This is a genomic window from Serratia sp. 22264 (assembly GCF_052045345.1).
Classification (GTDB): Bacteria; Pseudomonadota; Gammaproteobacteria; order Enterobacterales; family Enterobacteriaceae; genus Serratia; species Serratia plymuthica.
The window spans coordinates 275,988-295,752 of sequence record NZ_JBQEOY010000006.1; the positions used below are offsets into that span (position 1 = coordinate 275,988).

Below are 19,765 nucleotides of genomic sequence, written 5' to 3' on the forward strand. Positions count from 1 at the left end.
AATAAATCATAAATGACCTGGATCATCATCGCAGCCCTGATCGTTGTATTTATTATTGGTTACCGCATTCTGACTTCAGACACCCGCAAAGCTATCGACTCGCTGGCCCACCTGCTGAAAGTTAAACCGATGCTGATTGAATCGATGATTCAGGAAATGGGCAGCCGCAACAGCCAGACCTTTATCCGCATGCTGAACAACGGTTACACCGAAGAGATGCACCAGGCGGCTTATCTGCTGTTTATCTATCTGACCTTTATCAAGCAGGCGAGCGACGAGCAAATCGCCCTGTGGCGTGAAACGCTGCTGCGCGCCGGGCTGTCGCCGGAGCTGCATGCCGAGCACACCGAGGCCGCGCTGTTTTACTTTGCCGATCTGGATATTGACGCCTTCGAACTGGCGCAGTTTCGCCGCGCCTACAATGAGCGCTTTAACCGCGAGGCGATCGCCAACGGGTGAGATACTCCCCCGCTGGCGGGGGATAGATTACAGGAACATGCTGTAGAGATAGCGCGAGAGCGCCTCACGCGAGCTAAAGCCGTGCGGAATGCCATAACGCGCACTCGGGGCATCGCCGCTTAAATCCAGGGGAAATTCAAGGTACTGCTCGCTGGTGCGAATCGGCGAGGTCGGCGTGGCGAAATGCACGCTTTTCTCTTTCAGCGCAGGGTGGATCACCAGCGCCGTTCTGCCCATACGCGCTTCGCGATTCACATACACGTAGTGCTCACCCTTGCGGTAACCATAGGCTTGATCGGTGATATAATCACGTTCAAAGCCGGTATTCTCCAACACTCTAGCCACTTCATCCGGCCGTAAATACATCGATTTCTCCTCTCGTTCTGGACCGCTGAGCGACCTTACCGTAATCATGAGATGAAACAATAAATTTCTCGGTATGGATGTGGGTTTAGGAATAATCCTTAACTAGGTATTTGCTCGGTTCTGCAACAACAATCGCAGCGTCAGTAATGCCCCCAGGAATACCATCAAGGCTGCCGCCAGGTAGATCGACGGCACGCCCATCCGGCTCATCAGCAAACCGGCCAGCGGCCCGGTGATCCCCAGCGCCAAATCGAGAAACGCCGAGTAAGTGCCAAGCGCGGTGCCCTGATTCTGCTGCGGCACCTGCTTCACCGCCTCCACCCCCAGCGCCGGAAATACCAGCGAGAAACCGGCACCGGCCAGCAACGCCCCGGCCTGTACCATCAGCGGATCATTGGCCAGCCAAATGAGCAACAGCCCCGCAATTTCAATCAGGAATGACGCCAGCGTAACCTTCAAACCACCGTGACGGTTAATGGTGTGGCTGAAGATCAGCCGGATTCCGACAAAGGCGCAGCTGAACAGCGTCAGCGAGAACGCCGCCCCGCTCCAGCCCTTATCAGCATAGTAGAGGGTAATAAAAGTGGCGATCACGCCAAAGCCCACGGTGCCCAGCGCCAACCCCAGACCGTAGGTCCAGATGCGGCCAAACACCGCGCTGAAGGCAAGGCGCTTGCCGGCGGAGATCGTCACGTTCGGTTTACCGCCCGCCAGCCACAGCGAAACCGCCACCGCCAACACGATCAGCGCCGCCACCCCGGCCAGTCCCCAAAGCTGATTGAGATAAACGCCGAGCGGCGCGCCGGCCGCCATAGCGCCGTAGGTGGCCACCCCATTCCACGAAATCACCCGGGCGGTGTGCATCGGCCCCACCCGACCTATGCCCCACAGCGTGGAACCGGTGCTGGCAAAGCTTTCGCCGACGCCGAGAAACACCCGGCCGACGCACAGCAGGATCAGGCTCAGCAGCGGCAGGTCGTCGCACCAAAAGGCGACGGCGTAAAACACCCCGCTCACGCCGCAACAGGCCAGCCCGAACAACACCACCTTTTTCGGCCCGAGTTGATCGGCATAGCGCCCGGCATGCGGCCGGCTGAACAGCGTTGCGAAGTACTGCGCGCTGATGATTAACCCGGCCAGCACCGAGTTATACCCGAGGTGGTTATGCACAAACCCCGGCAATACCGCCAGCGGCAAACCGATGGTCAGGTAGCAGACGAAGGTAAACATCACCACGGACAAGATCCGCCGGTTAAGCTGGAAGGTGTTTTCTTTGGCGCTGACTGCGGTCATCGAGGGGGGCTCGCATCAAAACGGGGTAAGCAACAGCGTTCAGCATACCCCGGCGCGATCCGATCATAAATATGAGAGTTATAACGAATTATTATTTAACTAACCTTTTGCTGCCTGCGCCATTCGCTCGGACTGACGCCCTGGATACGCAGAAACTCACGGTTAAAATTCGATTTGGTGGTAAACCCGGCCCTTTGCATGACATCCGTCACCGGATCGTCGCCGTCCAGCAGCCACTGCGCTGCCTGGCGAATACGCAGTTGGTTCACATACTGCGACACATTCATCCCCGTATGCCGGTTGATGGCCTGGGAAACGCGCCGCGCCGGTAAGCCTGCCTTGCGCGCCAGCCGGGCCAGATTCAGCTCAGGCTCCAGATAAAGATCATCCTGCCGCAACCGGTGTTGCACCAGACCGAACCACTCCGCCAGCCGCTCTTCGTCTTCCGCGACGCTGTCAGGCGGCTCAGGCACTCTCTCTGCGGGGGTTTCCGAAGGCCGACTGCGGGACAGCACCAGACAAATGCTCAACGCCACCAGCAGGTTGTCGAAGGTCGCCAACATCGCGGCATGTCGTCCCTCGAAATAAGCGAAATCGAGCACAATCACCCCTTCTGCCGCCGCTATCGCCACCAGCAACATCCCCAACCCGCGCCACAGCCGATAGCTGAGCCAGCTTTCCGCCAGCGGCACCTGTTGCAACGCATTTTCGCCGCGTCGCAGCGCGTACAACAGGGCAGCGCCGTAGCCGAGATCGGTGGCGACGATCAATATATCCAGCCAGAACGGAGCCAAGAGGCTTGCCAGCAGCGTCAGGCATAACGGCGTCAGGTGCCACAGCTCACGCCACCTCAGCCTGCCCTGAGTGCTGACAAGAAATGCCAGATAGGTCAGCGGCGGTATCGCCACCGCACCGAAGGGTTGCAGCCCGTTGAACTGCGTCAGTCCATAGCCGTAACGCAGCCCCACCAGCAGGCTCTGCCAGGCGCATAACAGCAGCAACAGCTGAAACACCCAGCGCCGCGCCTGCGGCCGGCCAAGGCGGTACAGCAGCCCCAGACACAGCAGGCCAAACAGAAAAGTGACAGGAATAAGCGGCATCGGCGACATCTTGTTGTCTTTATTCGGGATCTGCAGTGTAGGACCTTAAACCTGTCAAAACAATTATTTAACGACCCGGATCGCGATCGAGGTCGCCGGATTAAGCGGCAAATGCCAGCCTTCTGCGGATTGACATACATCTTGAGGAGTAAAAATGAAAAGAGCGCTGTTTCTGTGGTTGCTGCTGTGTGGAATGGCTAACGCCGCCGCTTACCGGGTCGCCACACACGATGAGGTATTTCAGGCCGGTACACGCCAGTTGGCGAGCCGTATTTATTACCCGACCTCAGCCGCCGGCGCACCACAGTGGGTCGGGGAAAACCCGGTGTTTACGGGCATCGAAAGCCAGCCGGATGCACCGGTGGCAAAGGGCCGTTTCCCGTTGATCGTGATCAGCCACGGCAGCGGCGGCAATAATGCGAGCCAGGCGTGGCTGGCGGCAGCGCTGGTTCAGCAGGGTGCCGTGGTGGTAGCGGCCAATCATCCAGGCAGTACCACCGGCAACTCAATTCCTGCGCTTTCCGCCCAACTGTGGCTACAGACCGGCGATATTTCCGCATTGATTGACGCCATGACCGACGATCCCCGCTGGCGCCAGTCAATCAATCGTCAGGCGATCGGCGTTATCGGCCACTCCAAGGGCGGCTACAGCGCCATTGCCGCCCTCGGCGGCAGGATCAGGTTGGCCGATTTTATCACCGGTTGTCGACAACGCCCTCAGTCACCTGACTGCCAGTTCTATACTCAGGCAAAGGTCGAACTGGCCCAACTCCCCGCCGGGCAGTTTGACGCCGACTACCGGGACCCGCGCATCCGCTTTGCCGTCGCCCTCGATCCCGGAATGGCACCCTACCTGTTGCCGACCAGTCTGCATCGGCTCGGCGCACCGCTGCTGATCGTCGAGCCGCAACGCTATTTGCCAGGCAACCGGCAACAAAGCCTTGGCGGCGCGGCGCTGGCCACGTACGCCGGGCGGCAACCGATCCGCGCGCTCAAGCTGACCGGCGGCAATCATTTTGATTTTCTGCCGCTTTGCCGGCCCAACGGGAGGCAAATTCTGGAGGAAGAAGGCGATGGTGAAATGCTGTGCGCCGCTTCCGGCGAACAGCGCGAAGCGGTACACCGGCAAACGTTGGCGGCTATCCTGGCGTTTATCCGCCCGTGGCTACCCGCTCACGCAGGAAATCAATAAACGCCCGCACCTTTTCCGGTACGTGGCGAGTATTTGGGTACAACGCATAGATGCTCTGAGCGGGAAACTGGTGGTCCGCCAACAGCGCGCACAGCTTGCCTTCGGCGATGGCCGGCCGTACCAGCCATTCGGGCAATAGCGCTACCCCGGCGCCATGCAGGGCAAACGCCAGCAGCGCGGCGGCGCTGTCGCCCATCAGCGTGGCGGCGTCTTCAACCTTGAACAGCACCGCCTGCCGCTGCGGGGTGATCACCGGCCAGCTCAGCGGTGAACTGAGGCGGCTGTGGGCGATCCACTGCGCCTGCGCCAGTTGCGTCAACGTGCCGACCGGGTGGCGGGCCAGATAATCCGGCGCCGCGACCGGCAAAATGGCAAAGCTGTCGATTAGCGCGGCACGGTGGCTGGAGTCCGCCAGTTGCCCCAGCCGAATAGCCACGTCGAACCGTTCCGAAATCAAATCGGCATGGTAAGAGGAAGAAACGTGCTGAATGCGCAAACGCGGATGCAACCGTGAAAATGCCGCCAGCGCCGGTACCACCACCTGAGCGCCGTATTCCGGTGTGGTGGTGATGCGCAATACGCCGCTCAATCCGTGGTGATCGCGGCGTACATCGTCAAGCACGTTTTCCGCATCCTGCAACAGCCGCAAACACCGCTGATAAAATCGCTCGCCGGCATCGGTCAGCGCCAGCCGCCGGGTGCTGCGCACCAGCAGCGACACGCCCAGTTCGCTCTCCAACTGTTTGACATTGAAACTCACCACCGCCTTGGTTTGCCCGAGCGTCACCGCCGCAGCGGTAAAACTCCCGGCGTCCACCACCGCCACGAAAATAGCCAACCGTTGCAGATTAAGCATGCTGCTGCCCTTTATTGTCAAAATATTTTTGACAGTGTAATCGCCCTCAGCCGATTTATCCGCACTTTCGTCACCGCTACACTGCCAGCCTTCAACCGGAGGCTCCATGCCCTATCGCATCAAAGTCGCAATCGTCTATCTGCTCGGATTTTTCGTCGATCTGATCAACATGTTTATCGCCAACGTCGCCTATCCGTCCATCGGCCATGCGCTGCATGCCTCGGTCGGCGAACTGGCCTGGGTCAGCAACGGCTATATCCTCGGCCTGACGCTGGTGATCCCGCTCAGCGCCTGGCTGGCGCAGCGCATTGGCGGGCGGCGGGTATTTTTGCTGTCGCTGACGCTGTTCATGCTGGCGACCGCAGCGGCGGGCTATGCCGGTTCAATCGGCGAGTTGGTTGGCTGGCGGGTTATACAGGGCATGGGCGGTGGGCTGCTGATCCCCATCGGCCAGACGCTGACTTATCAGCTGTATCGCAGCCATGAACGCGCCGGGCTTTCCGCCGCCATTATGCTGGTCGGCCTGCTGGCTCCCGCGCTGTCACCGGCGCTGGGCGGGCTGATTGTCGATAGGCTCGACTGGCGCTGGGTATTTTTTGCCAACCTGCCGCTGGCGGCCCTGGCGCTGCTGCTGGCCGCACTTTGGCTGCGCGCCCAGGCCCCAGATCCGCAGCGCAAACCGCTCGACGTCCAGGGGCTGCTCAGCGCCTGCGCCGCCCTGACGCTGATCCTGCTTGGCCTGACTCGATTGGGTGAGGCCGACAACCTGTTGCAGGGCTTGCTGTTACTGGCCGGCGGCGCGCTGGTGCTGGCTCATTACCTGCGGCGCAGCCTGCGCATCGCCCAGCCGCTGTTGAACCTGCGGCTGGTACAGGATCCGCTGCTGCGTACCTCGATGATGATTTATCAGTGCATTCCCGGCCTGTTCATCGGCGTTAGCCTGGTCGCTATGCTGTATTTGCAAAATCAGCTGGGCATGCGCGCCGCGCAGGTCGGCGGCCTGATGCTGCCCTGGTCGCTGGCCTCATTCCTTGCCATCACGCTGACCGGCAGGAAATTCAACCGCTTTGGCCCACGGCCGCTATTTATTGCCGGCTGCCTGTTGCAGGGACTGGGTATTCTGGCGCTGTCGCAGATTGCCCACGCCGGGGATCATGGATGGCAAATTAGCGCCTTTGCCCTGATGGGCTTTGGCGGCAGCCTGTGCAGCAGCACCGCACAAAGCAGCGCGTTCCTGCATATCGCCGATGAACAGTTGGCGGACGCCAGCGCGCTGTGGAATATCAATCGCCAACTCAGTTTTTGCCTGGGCGTCGCGCTGCTCAGCCTGTTGCTCAATCTGCTGCTTGAACATTTTCCGCCAATTGTCGCTTATCGAAGCTGTTTTTACCTTGCCGCCGCCAGCACGCTGATCCCGCTGCTGCTGTGTCTGCGCATCGCTAATCGCGCCATCGTGCGCCGTCTCAACGCTCAACAGGAAACCTCATGAACCGATATTTTACCGAAGTGATCGACGCTCACGCCGCTATTGAAAACTGGCTGGAAAAAGGAGCGGGTGACGAGCAAGCGCTGCTGGCGCGTTTTGATCCGGCCTTCAGCATGATTGCGCTAAACGGCGGCAGGTTGGACTTCACCGCATTGTGCGCGTTTTTCCGCGCGCATCGCGCTGCCAAACCGGGCCTGGAAATCGCAATAGAAGAAATGACGTTGGTGGCCGAATGGCCGACGGGGGCGGTAGTCAGTTATCGCGAAAGGCAAACGCTGCCCGGACAGGCAACCACGCTGCGTAACTCAACGGTCGTATTTGAACAGACCCAAAGCGGCCTGGGCTGGCGGCATCTGCATGAGACCCCCCTCGCACAATAATCACAGGAAACCGTCGGCCAGAAACAGTTCCCAGGCGACGATCAGCCCGCACAGGGTGACGGCGCTGAAAATCACTTCAAACAGATAGCGATTGATCATCATGAGATAGCCCTCAAAGAAAACACCCGGCGGACCGGGTGTCTGAATACTGTCTGGATCATGCGGCGCCTTCAGGCCCCGCATTTTTCACTCAATTAAGCGGCTGGAGTAGCGGCTTTTTTGGCAGCTTTGTGGTGTTTTTTAGCGGCCTGAGCTTTCTGTACTGGCGCTTTGTGGTGTTTTTTAGCGGCCTGGGCTTTCTGCACTGGCGCTTTGTGGTGTTTTTTAGCAGCCTGGGCTTTCTGAGCTGGCGCTTGCTTGGTGGCTTTGTGGTGCTTTTTGGCAGCCTGGGCTTTCTGAACAGCGGCTTTTTTGTGGTGCTTTTTAGCGGCCTGAGCTTTCTGAGCTGGGGCTTTTTTGTGATGCTTCGCTTTCTTGTGATGCGTTGCTTTAGCTGGTGCTTTCTCAGCAGCAGCGGCCGGCGCAGCGGTAGTAGTGGTGGTGGTTGCAGCCGGAGTGGTAGTTGCTGGAGCAGCAGCTGCAGTATCAGCAGCGAAAGCAACAGAAGACAGACCCATGGTAGCAGCAACGATCAGGGCTAATACTTTTTTCATCTTTAAATCCTCAGAGTGTTTTTTCGGTAAGCCCTGTTGGGCCGTTGAAACAGATACTAGAGGAATCGATGGGCCGCTTCCGTGAGTGATTGGTTTCGCCGCGTAACCAAATGTACAAGGCTTGTGAACAACGTACACAGGTATATGCTGAGCGTAGGTACGCTCCTCTTCTCTATAGACAGAACCTGCCATGAAAACGACATCGATGAACATTACGCCGGCAAAATTTGCCGGTCTGGGTGCCGGCACGCTGGTGCTGCTGGCAGTGATCTCTTTGTTTGCTCGTCACTGGGCGGAGTTCGTCCAATACTGTATCAATGCCCAGATCTACCTGCATCGCTATCTGGTGCTGTATCTGTTGCAGCAACGCAATCACCAGTACAGCGGCGGTGTGATGCTGGCGCTGGGCAGCTTTATTTACGGTTTCCTGCATTCCGTCGGCCCCGGCCACGGTAAATTCGTGATTACCACCTATTTGGCAACCCACCGTCGACAGTTGAACGCCAGCCGCCTGATCACTCTGTTCGGCAGCCTGCTGCAGGGCGTTGTGGCAATCCTGTTCGTATTGGTGTTGGCGGTATCGCTGAACCTGTCAATGGGTGACCTCAGCCTGAGCCGCTACTGGCTGGAGAAAGGCAGCGCCCTGTTTATCGCCGCTTTTGGACTGGTGGTGATCCTGCGCGCCATCGGCCTGCAACGGCGTAAGTCGCTGATAATCAAAAGCCTAAAACCGGCAACGACGGCAGAGCGCCAAGGCCATACCGACGATTGCGCCTGCGGCCACCGGCACCTGCCCGGGGCTGCGGAAATAACCGGAGACTGGCGTAATGCGCTGTGGCTTGTCCTCTCGATAGGCATCCGTCCGTGCAGCGGCGCAATCCTGATCCTGGTATTTGCCAATGCTGTCGGCATGTTCACCTGGGGAGTGATTTCCGCCATGAGCATGGCGCTCGGGACCGCGTTGTCGATCATGATCCTCGCAACCCTCGTTCATTACGCACGGGAAAAGTTTATTGCCGCCAACGGCAACCTCACGGGCAAACGACTGGCGCAGGCATCGCAGTTGGCAATGATTGTCGGCGGCGTTCTGCTGGTGTTGTTTGCTCTGCTGCTATTCAGCTCCGTCATCCCGATCAGCGCCAACGGCGACTTTATTGCCGCCGGTTGTTGATAGCGGTTATCACGCGGCCAACGCTCACGAAAACAAAGCATAACCGCGGTTTTTTCCGTGATCGCCAACACAGTTTGAAACATGGTCTACACTTAATAGACATGTGTCGAAACGGAGAGTCGAATGTTTAGGAAATCTGAAAAAGTAGAACGCGACATCGATCAGGACGTCACCCTTCTGGCAGACACGCTGGATGAGGTGCTACGCGAATCCGGTGACAAGACCAAAGAAGAGCTGAAAGAGCTGCACAGCAAGGCAAAAGGCGTATTACGCGATGCCCGTGCCCGCTTCAATGGTTCCAACAGTCTGACACAACACGCACGCGACGCCGTCGATCAAGCCGACAGCTATGTACGTGACAAACCTTGGCAGGGCGTAGGGATCGGGGCCGCTGTTGGCATCGTCCTCGGCGTTCTGCTGGCCCGGCGTTAACACCCCTTGCAGTCATAAAGATAAAACAGATGTGCGTCTGGCCCACGGGAAACCGTGGGCCGTTTAATTTCCGCCGTTGAATAACCTGGCCAGTCTGGCCACCGCCCGTTCCGCATCCGTCCGTTGCGTGAAGTTGGCAAAGCCCATTAACAGGCCCTCTCCTGAAGGGTGAGTTATCTGCCAATCCGACAACGCCTGCAGCGAGAGCCCGTCCTCCCAGCCACGCTGCGCCAGAGGCTTATCCTGCCCCGACGCCGCCGTCAGGCGAGCCAACAACTGAATGCCGCCCGCCTGCGATGCCACCGCAAGATGCTCGCTCAACTGTTGCTCGATCGCCTGCGCCAACCATTCACGCCGCTGACGGTAGATAGGCCGCATTCGCTTCAAATGGCGGTAAAAATGCCCCTGATTGATAAAGTTCGCCACGCCGGCTTGCATCAACGGCGGGCAACCGCAACCCCGCAGCCGGCTGCTGTGGCCAAAGGCCTCCACCAGTTCGGGAGGCACCACCAAATAAGCCATCCGCAACGCAGGAAACAGGGTTTTGCTGAAGGTGCCGGCGTACAGCACCCGTCCCTGGCGATCGAGGCTTTTCAGCGGCGGCAACGGCCGGCCGTGATAGCGGACCTCACTGTCATAGTCATCTTCAAGGATCCACGCCGCGCGCTGCTGCGCCCATTCCAACAGCGCCACACGCCTGGCCAGGCTGAGCGACACGCCCAGCGGGCTTTGATGCGTCGGCGTCAACACCGCCATGCGTGCGCCTGGCGCGGCGCTAATACCGGCGGCGATATCCATCCCCTGATCGTCGACCGGCACCGCCACTGGCCGCATGCCGGCTGCGCGAAACAGCGGCAGCGTCACCGGATACCCCGGATCCTCCAGCCACACGTCATCACCCGGCGTTAACAAGGTGCCGATAACCCGATCCAGCAGCGCCTGATAACCGGCGCACACGAAGACCTGCTCCGGCTGGCAGCTGATGCCCCGAGAAAGATGCAGATAATTGACGATGGCCGCACGCAGTTCCGGCAAGCCATTGGTGGGTGGATGCGCCAGCGAAGCCGTAGTACCGGTGCGCAGCTCGCGGGCGACGATCCGCTGCCACAGCGCACGCGGAAAGGCGTCCAGCGCCGGTAGCCCCAGTTGAAACGGCGGCATCATTCCGTTCGGATGCAGCGAGTTCGGCGCCACCGCCGGCAAGGGTTCCGCCACCGGCGCGGCGCGTACCGGCAAGTTAGGCAACTGCGGTGAAACATAGGTGCCCGCCTGCCCCCGGCTCTGCAAAAAACCTTCGGCAATCAACTGAGCATAGGCGCTTTCCACGGTGGCGCGCGCTACGCCCAGATCGCTCGCCAATCCACGCACCGAAGGCAACCGGCTGCCCGCCGTCAGCGCCCCCTGCGCAATGGCGTCTTTAATCCGCAGATAAATCTGCCGGTACAGCGGCTCGGCAAGCTGGTTATCCAGCCGCAGGGAGGAAAGAAATTGGCGCATCATGGCCCGGTTAAATAATCATTTTATGGCCCTATAGCATAGTCCATGTCGCCGCTAAAGTAGCCCCCATGATTTTGCTATCCGCTAAACGAGGTTGACCATGATTAAGCAACGATTGAAATACGCCGAACTCTCTGCCGCCCCTTACAAAGGCCTGGTAAGCGCGCTGATGGCGCTGGAGAAAGGCGCACTGGACAAGGCGACTATCGAGCTGATGTTTATGCGCGTCTCCCAAATCAACGGCTGTGCCTTCTGCCTGGAGATGCACGGCAAGGCACTACGCGAAAGCGGCATCAGTAACGACAAACTGGACCAACTGGCGGGCTGGCGCGTCAGCAATGCATTCAGCGCGCGCGAACGCGCGGCGCTGGAGTGGGCGGAGTCCGTGACCCTGATCGCCGCCACCGGCGCACCGGATAGCGCATTTGAAGCGTTGCAGGCGCACTTCAGCGACGCAGAAATTGCCGATCTGACCTTCGCCATCAGCATCATGAACGCCTTTAACCGCCTGGCCGTCAGCATGCGTCAGTAACCAGACTGCACGTCCCCTCTCCTTGCGAGAGGGTTCTCTCCTACCGAAAGCCCCTCGAAATAAATTTCACGCCCCCAGATCCAGCCCCACTGCGGCCTTAGCGAAAAAAACCATCAAAACACCATATATAGCGTGGTTGATAAATAAAATATCAACATATAGTATTCAACTTATCCGGTGTCGGTATGATTTGTCGCTGGGTAACGCCGTCAGAAACGCCGTTCAATGCTCCGTTATCTGACCTGTCCGCCTTTCCTTCACCTTAAAAGGTAAATGCGAATCATGAGCATTATTATTTACAGTAAACCGGACTGTGTCCAGTGCAACGCCACCTATCGCGCCTTTGATCGACAAGGCATTGACTATCAGGTGATCGACCTCACTCAGGATCAACAGGCGCTTAACCATGTTAAATCTTTGGGTTATCAGCAGGTTCCGGTGATTATCGCCGGTGACGATCACTGGTCAGGTTTCCGCCCCGACAAGATTGGCGCCCTGGCCCACGCCCTCACGTCCTGAGGCCCGCCATGCACCCGTTGGTTTATTTCTCCAGCAGTTCGGAGAACACCCACAGGTTCGTTGAAAAACTGGGCTTGCCGGCGATGCGCATTCCCATCGCCGGCGCCCGCAGCAAATTGCTGATGGAAGAACCCTATATCCTGATTGTGCCCAGCTATGGCGGCGGCAGCGCCGTGGGGGCCGTGCCGATCCAGGTGATCCGTTTTCTCAACGATCCGCAGAATCGCTCATACCTGCGCGGCGTTATCGCCGCCGGGAATACCAACTTCGGCGCAGCGTACGGCATTGCCGGCGACATCATCGCCAAGAAATGTCAGGTGCCTTTTCTTTACCGCTTTGAGCTGCTCGGCACCACGCAAGACGTTGCAAACGTTCGACAGGGAGTAACCGCATTTTGGCAACGACAGAACTGACCAGGCCCGCCTCCGGCGCGCTGGATTACCATTCGCTCAACGCGATGCTCAATCTTTATGATGCCGAAGGCCGTATCCAGTTCGATAAGGATCGGCTGGCGGCGCGGCACTATTTCCTGCAGCACGTGAATCAGAACACCGTGTTCTTTCACAATCTGGAAGAGAAGCTGCGCTATCTGGTGGAGGAAGGCTATTACGAGCAGGCGGTGCTGGCGCAGTACGACTTCAGCTTTATCAAACAGCTGTTTCAGCAGGCCTACGCCAAAAAATTCCGCTTCGAGACCTTCCTCGGCGCCTTCAAATACTACACCAGCTATACGCTGAAAACCTTCGACGGCAAACGTTATCTGGAACGTTACGAAGACCGCGTATGCATGGTGGCGTTGACGCTGGCAGCGGGGGATACCCGGCTTGCGCAGGATCTGGTGGAAGAGATGATTTCCGGCCGTTTCCAGCCGGCGACGCCAACCTTCCTCAACTGCGGCAAACAGCAGCGTGGCGAGCTGGTTTCCTGCTTCCTGTTGCGCATCGAAGACAATATGGAGTCGATCGGTCGGGCGGTGAATTCCGCGCTGCAATTGTCGAAACGCGGCGGCGGCGTGGCGTTTCTGCTGACCAACATTCGCGAAGTGGGCGCCCCCATCAAGCGCATTGAAAACCAGTCTTCCGGCGTCATCCCGATCATGAAAATGCTCGAGGACGCCTTTTCCTACGCCAACCAGTTGGGTGCGCGTCAGGGAGCCGGCGCGGTGTATCTCAATGCGCACCACCCCGACATCCTGCGTTTCCTCGATACCAAGCGCGAAAACGCCGACGAGAAAATCCGCATCAAGACGCTGTCGCTGGGGGTAGTGATCCCGGATATCACCTTCGAGCTGGCCAAAAATAACGAAGAAATGTACCTGTTCTCGCCTTACGACGTTGAGCAGGTGTACGGCCTGCCGTTTTCGGAAATCAGCGTCAGCGAGAAATACCGCGAGATGGTGGATGACAAGCGCATCCGCAAATCGCGCATCAATGCACGCGAGTTCTTCCAGGTGCTGGCGGAGATTCAGTTTGAATCCGGCTACCCGTACATGATGTTTGAAGATACCGTCAATCGCGAGAACCCGATCGCCGGACGCATCAACATGAGCAACCTGTGCTCGGAGATTTTGCAGGTTAATCGCGCCAGCACTTATCACGATGATCTGAGCTACGATCGGGTGGGCAAGGACATCTCCTGCAACCTCGGTTCGCTGAACATCGCTAAAACCATGGATGCACCGGACTTCGGCAAAGCGGTCGACACCGCCATTCGCGCGCTGACCGCCGTGGCCGACATGAGCGATATTCGCTCGGTGCCGTCGATCGCCGAAGGCAACCGCAGCTCGCACGCCATTGGCCTGGGCCAGATGAACCTGCACGGCTATCTGGCGCGTGAGCGTATCTTCTACGGCTCGGAAGAAGGCATCGACTTCACCAATATCTATTTCTATACCGTGGCTTACCACGCCATCCGCGCCTCAAACCGGTTGGCGATCGAGCGCGGCAGCGCGTTCGAAGGCTTCGAGCATTCCACCTACGCTTCCGGCGACTACTTCACCAAATATACCGAACGGGAATGGCTGCCGCGGACCGAACGGGTTTGCACGCTGTTCGCCGATGCCAATATCGCCATCCCAGGCCGTGAAGAGTGGCTGGCGCTGCGCCAGTCGGTGATGATGCACGGGTTGTATAACCAAAATCTGCAGGCGGTGCCGCCGACCGGATCTATTTCCTACATCAACAATTCGACCTCCAGCATTCACCCGATCGTGTCGCGCATCGAGATCCGCAAAGAGGGAAAAATTGGCCGCGTGTACTATCCGGCACCCTATATGACCAACGACAACCTGGAGTATTACCAGGATGCCTATGACATTGGCCCGGAAAAGATTATCGACACCTATGCCGCCGCCGGCCAGCACGTCGATCAGGGGCTGTCGCTGACGCTGTTCTTCCGCGATACCGCCACCACCCGCGATATCAACCGGGCGCAGATTTACGCCTGGCGTCAAGGCATCAAAACCATTTATTACATCCGCCTGCGCCAGATGGCGCTGGAAGGCACCGAGGTACAGGGCTGCGTGTCCTGCGCGCTGTGAGGCAACTTATGACTATCGTTAAACCGGCGCCGCTGGTGCGCGCCATCAACTGGAATAGCATCGAAGACGACAAGGATCTGGAGGTCTGGAACCGTCTGACCTCCAACTTCTGGCTGCCGGAGAAGGTGCCGCTGTCTAACGACATCCCTTCCTGGGCCACGCTGACGCCGAAAGAACAGCAACTGACCATCCGCGTGTTCACCGGGCTGACGCTGCTGGACACTATTCAGAATACCGTCGGCGCGCCGGCACTGATCGCCGATGCTTTGACGCCGCACGAAGAGGCGGTCTATTCGAACATCGGCTTTATGGAGGCGGTGCACGCCCGCTCTTACAGTTCGATTTTCTCCACCCTGTGCCAAACGCCGGACGTGGACGATGCTTACCGCTGGAGCGAGGAGAACCGCGCGCTGCAAAAAAAAGCCCACATCATTCTGGCCCACTACCGCAGCGACGATCCGCTGCTGAAGAAGGTCGCCAGCGTGTTTCTGGAATCCTTCCTGTTCTATTCGGGCTTTTATCTGCCGATGTACTGGTCGAGCCGCGCCAAACTGACCAACACCGCCGATTTGATCCGCCTGATCATTCGCGACGAAGCGGTGCACGGTTATTACATCGGCTATAAATTCCAGAAAGGGCTGGAGAAAGTTGACGCCACGCGCCGCCAGCAGGTGAAAAATTTCGCCTTCGATTTGCTGCAGGATCTGTACGACAACGAGGTGCGCTATACCGAGGAGCTGTATGACGGCGTGGGCTGGACGGAAGACGTGAAAACCTTCCTGCACTACAATGCCAACAAGGCGCTGATGAACCTGGGCTATGAAGCGCTGTTTCCACCGGCAATGGCGGAGGTCAATCCGGCCATTCTCTCGGCGCTGTCGCCTAACGCCGATGAGAACCACGATTTCTTCTCCGGCTCCGGTTCGTCTTACGTGATTGGCAAAGCGGTCAATACCGAGGATGAAGACTGGGATTTCTGAGGGGCACGCAGCGGCGAGTCACTTCGCCCCTGTGCAACTCACCTGTGAGCGGGCGCTGCATACAGCGCCCCTACTCTTCATCATGGCGAAACACCTCTGCGCGCAGCCGGAGGCGTTGCCAGATGGCGCGTTTCTCCTCGTCGTTGGCGGTTGGCCAGGCGGCGATTTCATCCAGCGTGCGCCAACACCCCCGACACCACTGCTTATCGGCATCGATCCGACAAAGGGCGATGCAGGGCGAGCGAACGCCGTCGTCCCCTGAGTTATTGTTACCCGCCATAAAACGCCCCCTAAATTTGCCCGCCACAGGATACCCGATCCGGCAACGGGAAATCGCGAACTTTGCGCAGGATCAGATGATGCCGCCGTTGGCGCGCAGGGTTTGACCGTTGACCCAACTGCCGTCGGCACCGGCCAGGAAGGATACCGCTGCGGCGATATCCTGCGGTTGGCCCAGGCGTTCCAGCGGCGCCATCTGCGCCAGACGCTCGATCAGATCCGGAGTTTTGCCATCCAGGAACAAGCTGGTGGCGGTCGGCCCAGGCGCAATCGCATTGACGGTAATGTTGCGGCCGCGCAGCTCTTTCGCCAATACGCTGGTCAGCGCTTCGACGGCGGCTTTGCTGGCGGCATACATGCCGTAACCCGGCTGCAATAACCCCACCACGCTGGATGAAAAGTTAATGATGCGCCCATTGTCACGCAAACGCTTTGCCGCTTCGCGCAGTGTGTTGAAGGTGCCTTTCAGGTTGATGTCGATCAGGCGATCGGCGTCGGCGTCGCTCATTTCCGCCACAGGTGCCAGAGCAATCACTCCGGCGTTATTCACCAGGATATCGACGCCGCCGAAAGCCTGTTCGGCGCGGTCAAACAGTTGGGCGACGGCAGCCGCATCGCTGACGTCGGCTTTGGCGCTCAGCGCGCGGCCGCCGTTTTGTTCAATTTTACGCACCAGCTCATCCGCCAATGCCTGGTTGCCCGAATAGTTGACGATTACGGTAAAGCCGTCGGCGGCAAGGCGCTCGGCAATGGCGGCGCCAATGCCGCGAGAGGCCCCGGTCACAATGGCGATTTGCGGGTTGCTGTTGTTCATCTTCTCAGTCCTCTTCGAGTAAGCGTCGGCAGGCTTGCCGGCGTGGAGTGATCATGCACCTTTCGCATCAGCGAATAATTACCTAAAATTCGTTATCACTATCCGAAATAAACGAACAATGACGATGGACAGAATTGATGCCATGCGCCTGTTCACCCGCGTGGTGGAACAGCGCAGTTTTACTCAAGCCGCACAGGATATGAACCTGCCGCGGTCGACGGTGACCGATGCCATCAAACAACTGGAGGCGCGGTTGCAGGTGCGACTGTTGCAGCGCACCACGCGCCATGTCAGCCCGACGCTGGATGGCGAAGCCTACTATCAGCGTTGCCTGATCATTCTGGCGGATATCGAAGATGCCGAGATGGCGTTTGCCGGTGCCAAGCCGCGTGGGCTATTGCGCATCGACGTACATGGCACGCTGGCGCGGCACTTTCTGCTGCCTGGCCTGCCCGATTTTCTGGCGCAGTACCCGGATATCGAATTTTACATGAGCGAAGGCGACAGACTGGTGGATCCGGTACGGGAAGGCATCGACTGCGTGGTGCGCGTCGGCAAGCTGAAAGACAGCGATATGGCGGCGCGCCGCTTGGGGGAGCTGGAAGAAATCACCTGTGCCGCGCCGGAATACCTGCGGCGCTTCGGTACGCCGTTGAGCATTGATCAACTTCAGGGGCACCGCATGGTCGGTTTCCGCTCCTCGGCTACCGGCGTGGTGATGCCGCTGGAGTTTAACGTCAACGGCCTGCCGCAACAGGTGACATTGCCCAGTACGGTGTCGGTCAGCGCGGCGGAAAGCCTGGTCGCGGCGGCGCGCATGGGGCTGGGCATTATTCAGGTACCGCGTTATCACCTGCTTGACGATTTGACCAACGGCAGCCTGCTGCCGCTGCTGCCGCAATGCCCGTCCACACCGATGCCGGTTTCGCTGCTGTACCCGCGCAACCGCCAACTGTCGCCACGGGTGAGGGTCTTTATCGACTGGTTCAGCAAGGTTTTTGCCGCACACAATCAATAACAAGCCGCCTGTTCGGCGGCCTGAGGGCTACAAAGCGCCGTAATCCAACGGCACCCAGTTGTAGCCTTCCCCCTCTTTGTTCAGGTAACCCAGCCCAGGGAACGACAGATGCGCGGCTCCGACCAGCTCACTTTGTCGGGCGCTGTCGCCAAACACCCGCAGTCGTTGCGCGACCGCCGCTTTGGCGTCACTGTCGAAACTGATCGCCACCTGCGGATGGGCAAACTGTACTGCGGCCACGTGGATCAAATCGCCCATCAACAACAGTTTTTTACCCTGGCTGGTCACCTGATAAACGCTGTGACCTGGCGTATGGCCGTGGGCGGCAAACGCGGCAATGCCCGGCGACAGCTCGCCGTCGTTGCTGAAGGGTTTGAAATGCCCGACGGCTTGATAGGGCTTGATCGCCGCCATCGCGTTTTCAAAAGTGGCCTTCTCTTGCGCCTTCGCCTGCTTCAGGTGGCTTTCGCTCAGCCAAAAATCGGCATCCTGCTGTGAGGCGCGCACTAAGGCATTAGGGAAACGCGCTCGGCCATTTTCCGTCAGCCCGCCCAAATGATCCGGATGCATATGGGTCAGATAAATTTCATCTATCTGTTCCGGCTGGTAGCCTGCCGCCCGAAGATGAGTCACCAGTTGATTCAGACCGTCGCCCAGCAGCTTACCGGCTCCGGCGTCGATCATGACCAGCTTGCTGCCGGTGTTGATCAGATAGGCATTGACCGAGGTAACCACCGGCAGGCTCTGATGATGTTCAGCCAGGCCTTCGGCAATTTGTTGCGGCGTGCTGTTGAGCAGCAGTTTATCCACCGGCAGACGGATCACGCCGTCAGACAAAACAGTGACCTCATAACTGCCCAGCATGATGCGGTAAAAACCCGGTGAAGGCGTTTTTACCTGCGGTGCGGCGGCCGTAGCCTGCAGCGCCATAACCGCCAATGCCGCACCTAACAGGTAGCGTTTCCAGAACATGATGACTCCTTGTTGTGATTAGACAGCGGTAAGTATTACCCCAAAACCGCCGACGCGCCTGTACAATAAATAAATTTAAATTATATCACTTTTAAAATTATATTTAATTTGAATACTTTTGTCTGATAAACCACACAACCTCGATCAATATTTAATAAAACGCGAATCCATTATTTTCTTTACTCACCCAAACAACGAGTAAGGAATTATTATGAAATATCAATTTGAAAATCTGGTATTTGAAGGCGGCGGCGTAAAAGGTATCGCTTATGGTGGCGTTTTGGATCTGCTGGAAGCCAAAGGCATTACGCCGCAGATCAAAAAAACCTCCGGGGCTTCGGCCGGTGCAATCGCCGCACTGCTGGTGGGCCTGGGCTGCAGCGCAGCTGAAGTCACAAAAATTCTGTCCGACATGGATTTCAAGAAATTCCTCGATTATAACGGCGGTATTTTTGGCTCTATCTACGATGCGCATCGCCTGTTTAATCAATATGGTATTGCTCCTGGCGATTATTTTTATTCTTGGTCGCGTAATATTATCAAGCGATATACCGGAAATGCGGATATTACTTTTGAGAAATTTGAAGCATTGAAAGAAACAAAAGGATTTAAATCCCTCTACTTTATCGGTGCCAATTTAAACAGCGGGCTGCGCGAGGTGTATTCCCACCAAACAACGCCGCGCATGAAGGTGGCCGATGGATTGCGGATCTCCATGTCATTCCCCTTTGCCTTTGTCGCTAAAAACAATCAGCTGGGCGATCTGTGTATCGATGGCGGCACAATCGATAACTATCCGGTACGGATGTTCGATTACGATTTCACCGCATCGCCGCCCTATATCGATGTCACCACGCAACAGATCAATACCCGAACCCTGGGTATTCGTCTGGATTCCGCCAACGAAATCGCACAGGCGGCAGGCCAATCGGTCAATAAAACCGCCATCAATAATCTGTGCGATTTCACCCTGGCGGTGGTCAACACCCTGCTGGATATTCAGACCAAGGTGCATCTGGACAGCGACGACTGGAAGCGAACCGTTTACGTAGACACCCTTGAGGTCGGCACGCTGGATTTCGCCATCAGCGAAGCCAAAAAACGCGCGCTGATTGAATCCGGCCGCCAGGGTGTGGAACGCTATTTCGCCTGGTATGACGCGGCCGTCAAACAGGCGGCATAGCCGGTAATCCCCCGCCCGCTCGGCCTTGGCCGCTGAGCGGGCAA

22 protein-coding genes are annotated in these 19,765 nt (G+C 58.0%); 13 read left to right on the top strand and 9 right to left on the bottom strand.

All coding sequences use genetic code 11. The annotated features are described in order from the left end of the window. The first annotated feature begins 12 nt into the window (after positions 1-12). The gene (locus tag ACTJJ1_RS20090; protein WP_004953697.1) at positions 13-459 is read left to right on the top strand and encodes a DUF1198 family protein; all 447 of its coding nucleotides are present in this window, start codon (positions 13-15) and stop codon (positions 457-459) included. 27 nt (positions 460-486) lie between these two features. Here ACTJJ1_RS20090 and ACTJJ1_RS20095 read toward each other — a convergent pair whose 3' ends face one another. The 3 genes from ACTJJ1_RS20095 to ACTJJ1_RS20105 all read right to left on the bottom strand — a co-directional run bounded on the left by ACTJJ1_RS20095 (position 487) and on the right by ACTJJ1_RS20105 (position 3,227). Next, positions 487-825, bottom strand: coding sequence for a DUF2002 family protein (locus ACTJJ1_RS20095; protein WP_409443777.1), 339 nt, complete (start codon positions 823-825; stop codon positions 487-489). A 102-nt stretch (positions 826-927) separates the two neighbouring features. Then, positions 928-2,118: an MFS transporter gene (locus tag ACTJJ1_RS20100; RefSeq protein WP_421413652.1), complete on the bottom strand. Its 1,191-nt coding sequence runs from the start codon at positions 2,116-2,118 to the stop codon at positions 928-930. A 95-nt stretch (positions 2,119-2,213) separates the two neighbouring features. Beyond that, positions 2,214-3,227 carry a helix-turn-helix domain-containing protein gene (locus ACTJJ1_RS20105; RefSeq protein ID WP_440835027.1) on the bottom strand — a complete coding sequence of 338 codons (1,014 nt, stop codon included), beginning with the start codon at positions 3,225-3,227 and terminating at the stop codon, positions 2,214-2,216. Positions 3,228-3,372: 145 nt separating this feature from the next. Here ACTJJ1_RS20105 and ACTJJ1_RS20110 point away from each other — a divergent pair, with 145 nt between their 5' ends. Beyond that, complete coding sequence (locus ACTJJ1_RS20110) at positions 3,373-4,410, top strand: alpha/beta hydrolase family protein (RefSeq protein ID WP_440835029.1); 1,038 nt, start codon at positions 3,373-3,375, stop codon at positions 4,408-4,410. Here ACTJJ1_RS20110 and ACTJJ1_RS20115 read toward each other — a convergent pair. Further along, positions 4,370-5,266: a LysR family transcriptional regulator gene (locus ACTJJ1_RS20115; protein WP_440835031.1), complete on the bottom strand. Its 897-nt coding sequence runs from the start codon at positions 5,264-5,266 to the stop codon at positions 4,370-4,372. The genes ACTJJ1_RS20110 and ACTJJ1_RS20115 overlap by 41 nt on opposite strands. Before the next feature lie 106 nt (positions 5,267-5,372). Here ACTJJ1_RS20115 and ACTJJ1_RS20120 point away from each other — a divergent pair, with 106 nt between their 5' ends. Continuing rightward, entirely contained in the window at positions 5,373-6,755 is a 1,383-nt protein-coding gene (locus tag ACTJJ1_RS20120) for an MFS transporter (protein ID WP_004953714.1), read from the top strand. Beyond that, positions 6,752-7,132, top strand: a complete 381-nt coding sequence (locus ACTJJ1_RS20125) for a DUF4440 domain-containing protein (RefSeq protein ID WP_062791793.1) — start codon at positions 6,752-6,754, stop codon at positions 7,130-7,132. Before ACTJJ1_RS20120 ends, ACTJJ1_RS20125 begins: the two co-directional genes overlap by 4 nt. A 194-nt stretch (positions 7,133-7,326) precedes the next feature. On the opposite strand, the gene asr is transcribed toward ACTJJ1_RS20125, so the two are convergent. Continuing rightward, on the bottom strand, positions 7,327-7,785 hold the full coding sequence (gene asr, locus ACTJJ1_RS20130) for an acid resistance repetitive basic protein Asr (protein ID WP_004953721.1): 459 nt from the start codon (positions 7,783-7,785) through the stop codon (positions 7,327-7,329). A 190-nt stretch (positions 7,786-7,975) separates the two neighbouring features. Between asr and ACTJJ1_RS20135 the strand changes: the two genes are divergently transcribed. Together ACTJJ1_RS20135 and ACTJJ1_RS20140 are read left to right on the top strand one after the other, a co-directional pair. Further along, on the top strand, positions 7,976-8,956 hold the full coding sequence (locus ACTJJ1_RS20135) for a nickel/cobalt transporter (protein ID WP_004953725.1): 981 nt from the start codon (positions 7,976-7,978) through the stop codon (positions 8,954-8,956). 123 nt (positions 8,957-9,079) lie between these two features. Next, positions 9,080-9,388 carry a DUF883 family protein gene (locus tag ACTJJ1_RS20140; RefSeq protein ID WP_004953729.1) on the top strand — a complete coding sequence of 103 codons (309 nt, stop codon included), beginning with the start codon at positions 9,080-9,082 and terminating at the stop codon, positions 9,386-9,388. Between the two features lie 63 nt (positions 9,389-9,451). On the opposite strand, the gene pdxR is transcribed toward ACTJJ1_RS20140, so the two are convergent. Further along, positions 9,452-10,888: a MocR-like pyridoxine biosynthesis transcription factor PdxR gene (gene pdxR, locus ACTJJ1_RS20145; RefSeq protein ID WP_440835035.1), complete on the bottom strand. Its 1,437-nt coding sequence runs from the start codon at positions 10,886-10,888 to the stop codon at positions 9,452-9,454. Between the two features lie 97 nt (positions 10,889-10,985). Between pdxR and ACTJJ1_RS20150 the strand changes: the two genes are divergently transcribed. From ACTJJ1_RS20150 to nrdF, 5 genes are all read left to right on the top strand, one after another. Continuing rightward, positions 10,986-11,417, top strand: coding sequence for a carboxymuconolactone decarboxylase family protein (locus ACTJJ1_RS20150; protein ID WP_004953740.1), 432 nt, complete (start codon positions 10,986-10,988; stop codon positions 11,415-11,417). Positions 11,418-11,699: 282 nt separating this feature from the next. Further along, positions 11,700-11,936 carry a redoxin NrdH gene (locus tag ACTJJ1_RS20155; RefSeq protein WP_440835037.1) on the top strand — a complete coding sequence of 79 codons (237 nt, stop codon included), beginning with the start codon at positions 11,700-11,702 and terminating at the stop codon, positions 11,934-11,936. Between the two features lie 8 nt (positions 11,937-11,944). Then, a complete protein-coding gene (gene nrdI, locus ACTJJ1_RS20160; RefSeq protein ID WP_004953744.1) occupies positions 11,945-12,349 on the top strand; it encodes a class Ib ribonucleoside-diphosphate reductase assembly flavoprotein NrdI in 405 nt (134 codons plus the stop codon). Beyond that, positions 12,331-14,475: a class 1b ribonucleoside-diphosphate reductase subunit alpha gene (nrdE, locus tag ACTJJ1_RS20165; RefSeq protein ID WP_440835040.1), complete on the top strand. Its 2,145-nt coding sequence runs from the start codon at positions 12,331-12,333 to the stop codon at positions 14,473-14,475. Before nrdI ends, nrdE begins: the two co-directional genes overlap by 19 nt. A gap of 8 nt (positions 14,476-14,483) precedes the next feature. Continuing rightward, entirely contained in the window at positions 14,484-15,455 is a 972-nt protein-coding gene (nrdF, locus tag ACTJJ1_RS20170) for a class 1b ribonucleoside-diphosphate reductase subunit beta (RefSeq protein WP_020439663.1), read from the top strand. Between the two features lie 70 nt (positions 15,456-15,525). On the opposite strand, the gene ACTJJ1_RS20175 is transcribed toward nrdF, so the two are convergent. Both ACTJJ1_RS20175 and ACTJJ1_RS20180 read right to left on the bottom strand, forming a co-directional pair. Next, positions 15,526-15,735, bottom strand: a complete 210-nt coding sequence (locus tag ACTJJ1_RS20175) for a DUF1289 domain-containing protein (protein WP_041417143.1) — start codon at positions 15,733-15,735, stop codon at positions 15,526-15,528. 72 nt (positions 15,736-15,807) lie between these two features. After that, on the bottom strand, positions 15,808-16,548 hold the full coding sequence (locus tag ACTJJ1_RS20180) for an SDR family oxidoreductase (protein WP_006327455.1): 741 nt from the start codon (positions 16,546-16,548) through the stop codon (positions 15,808-15,810). A 124-nt stretch (positions 16,549-16,672) separates the two neighbouring features. Between ACTJJ1_RS20180 and ACTJJ1_RS20185 the strand changes: the two genes are divergently transcribed. Then, entirely contained in the window at positions 16,673-17,566 is an 894-nt protein-coding gene (locus ACTJJ1_RS20185) for a LysR family transcriptional regulator (RefSeq protein ID WP_440835042.1), read from the top strand. A 27-nt stretch (positions 17,567-17,593) separates the two neighbouring features. Here the strand turns inward: ACTJJ1_RS20185 and ACTJJ1_RS20190 are convergent, their stop codons facing one another. Continuing rightward, positions 17,594-18,538 (bottom strand): MBL fold metallo-hydrolase, encoded by a 945-nt coding sequence (locus ACTJJ1_RS20190; RefSeq protein ID WP_440835044.1) that lies wholly within the window; start codon positions 18,536-18,538, stop codon positions 17,594-17,596. Positions 18,539-18,749: 211 nt separating this feature from the next. Between ACTJJ1_RS20190 and ACTJJ1_RS20195 the strand changes: the two genes are divergently transcribed. Continuing rightward, complete coding sequence (locus ACTJJ1_RS20195; RefSeq protein ID WP_004953758.1) at positions 18,750-19,721, top strand: patatin-like phospholipase family protein; 972 nt, start codon at positions 18,750-18,752, stop codon at positions 19,719-19,721. Positions 19,722-19,765 lie beyond the last annotated feature (44 nt).

Coding starts and splice junctions, on each gene's coding strand:
- ACTJJ1_RS20090 (WP_004953697.1), top strand. CDS start 13: ATGACCTGGATCATCATCGCAGCCCTGATCGTTGTATTTATTATTGGT.
- ACTJJ1_RS20095 (WP_409443777.1), bottom strand. CDS start 825: ATGTATTTACGGCCGGATGAAGTGGCTAGAGTGTTGGAGAATACCGGC.
- ACTJJ1_RS20100 (WP_421413652.1), bottom strand. CDS start 2,118: ATGACCGCAGTCAGCGCCAAAGAAAACACCTTCCAGCTTAACCGGCGG.
- ACTJJ1_RS20105 (WP_440835027.1), bottom strand. CDS start 3,227: ATGTCGCCGATGCCGCTTATTCCTGTCACTTTTCTGTTTGGCCTGCTG.
- ACTJJ1_RS20110 (WP_440835029.1), top strand. CDS start 3,373: ATGAAAAGAGCGCTGTTTCTGTGGTTGCTGCTGTGTGGAATGGCTAAC.
- ACTJJ1_RS20115 (WP_440835031.1), bottom strand. CDS start 5,266: ATGCTTAATCTGCAACGGTTGGCTATTTTCGTGGCGGTGGTGGACGCC.
- ACTJJ1_RS20120 (WP_004953714.1), top strand. CDS start 5,373: ATGCCCTATCGCATCAAAGTCGCAATCGTCTATCTGCTCGGATTTTTC.
- ACTJJ1_RS20125 (WP_062791793.1), top strand. CDS start 6,752: ATGAACCGATATTTTACCGAAGTGATCGACGCTCACGCCGCTATTGAA.
- asr (WP_004953721.1), bottom strand. CDS start 7,785: ATGAAAAAAGTATTAGCCCTGATCGTTGCTGCTACCATGGGTCTGTCT.
- ACTJJ1_RS20135 (WP_004953725.1), top strand. CDS start 7,976: ATGAAAACGACATCGATGAACATTACGCCGGCAAAATTTGCCGGTCTG.
- ACTJJ1_RS20140 (WP_004953729.1), top strand. CDS start 9,080: ATGTTTAGGAAATCTGAAAAAGTAGAACGCGACATCGATCAGGACGTC.
- pdxR (WP_440835035.1), bottom strand. CDS start 10,888: ATGATGCGCCAATTTCTTTCCTCCCTGCGGCTGGATAACCAGCTTGCC.
- ACTJJ1_RS20150 (WP_004953740.1), top strand. CDS start 10,986: ATGATTAAGCAACGATTGAAATACGCCGAACTCTCTGCCGCCCCTTAC.
- ACTJJ1_RS20155 (WP_440835037.1), top strand. CDS start 11,700: ATGAGCATTATTATTTACAGTAAACCGGACTGTGTCCAGTGCAACGCC.
- nrdI (WP_004953744.1), top strand. CDS start 11,945: ATGCACCCGTTGGTTTATTTCTCCAGCAGTTCGGAGAACACCCACAGG.
- nrdF (WP_020439663.1), top strand. CDS start 14,484: ATGACTATCGTTAAACCGGCGCCGCTGGTGCGCGCCATCAACTGGAAT.
- ACTJJ1_RS20175 (WP_041417143.1), bottom strand. CDS start 15,735: ATGGCGGGTAACAATAACTCAGGGGACGACGGCGTTCGCTCGCCCTGC.
- ACTJJ1_RS20180 (WP_006327455.1), bottom strand. CDS start 16,548: ATGAACAACAGCAACCCGCAAATCGCCATTGTGACCGGGGCCTCTCGC.
- ACTJJ1_RS20185 (WP_440835042.1), top strand. CDS start 16,673: ATGGACAGAATTGATGCCATGCGCCTGTTCACCCGCGTGGTGGAACAG.
- ACTJJ1_RS20190 (WP_440835044.1), bottom strand. CDS start 18,538: ATGTTCTGGAAACGCTACCTGTTAGGTGCGGCATTGGCGGTTATGGCG.
- ACTJJ1_RS20195 (WP_004953758.1), top strand. CDS start 18,750: ATGAAATATCAATTTGAAAATCTGGTATTTGAAGGCGGCGGCGTAAAA.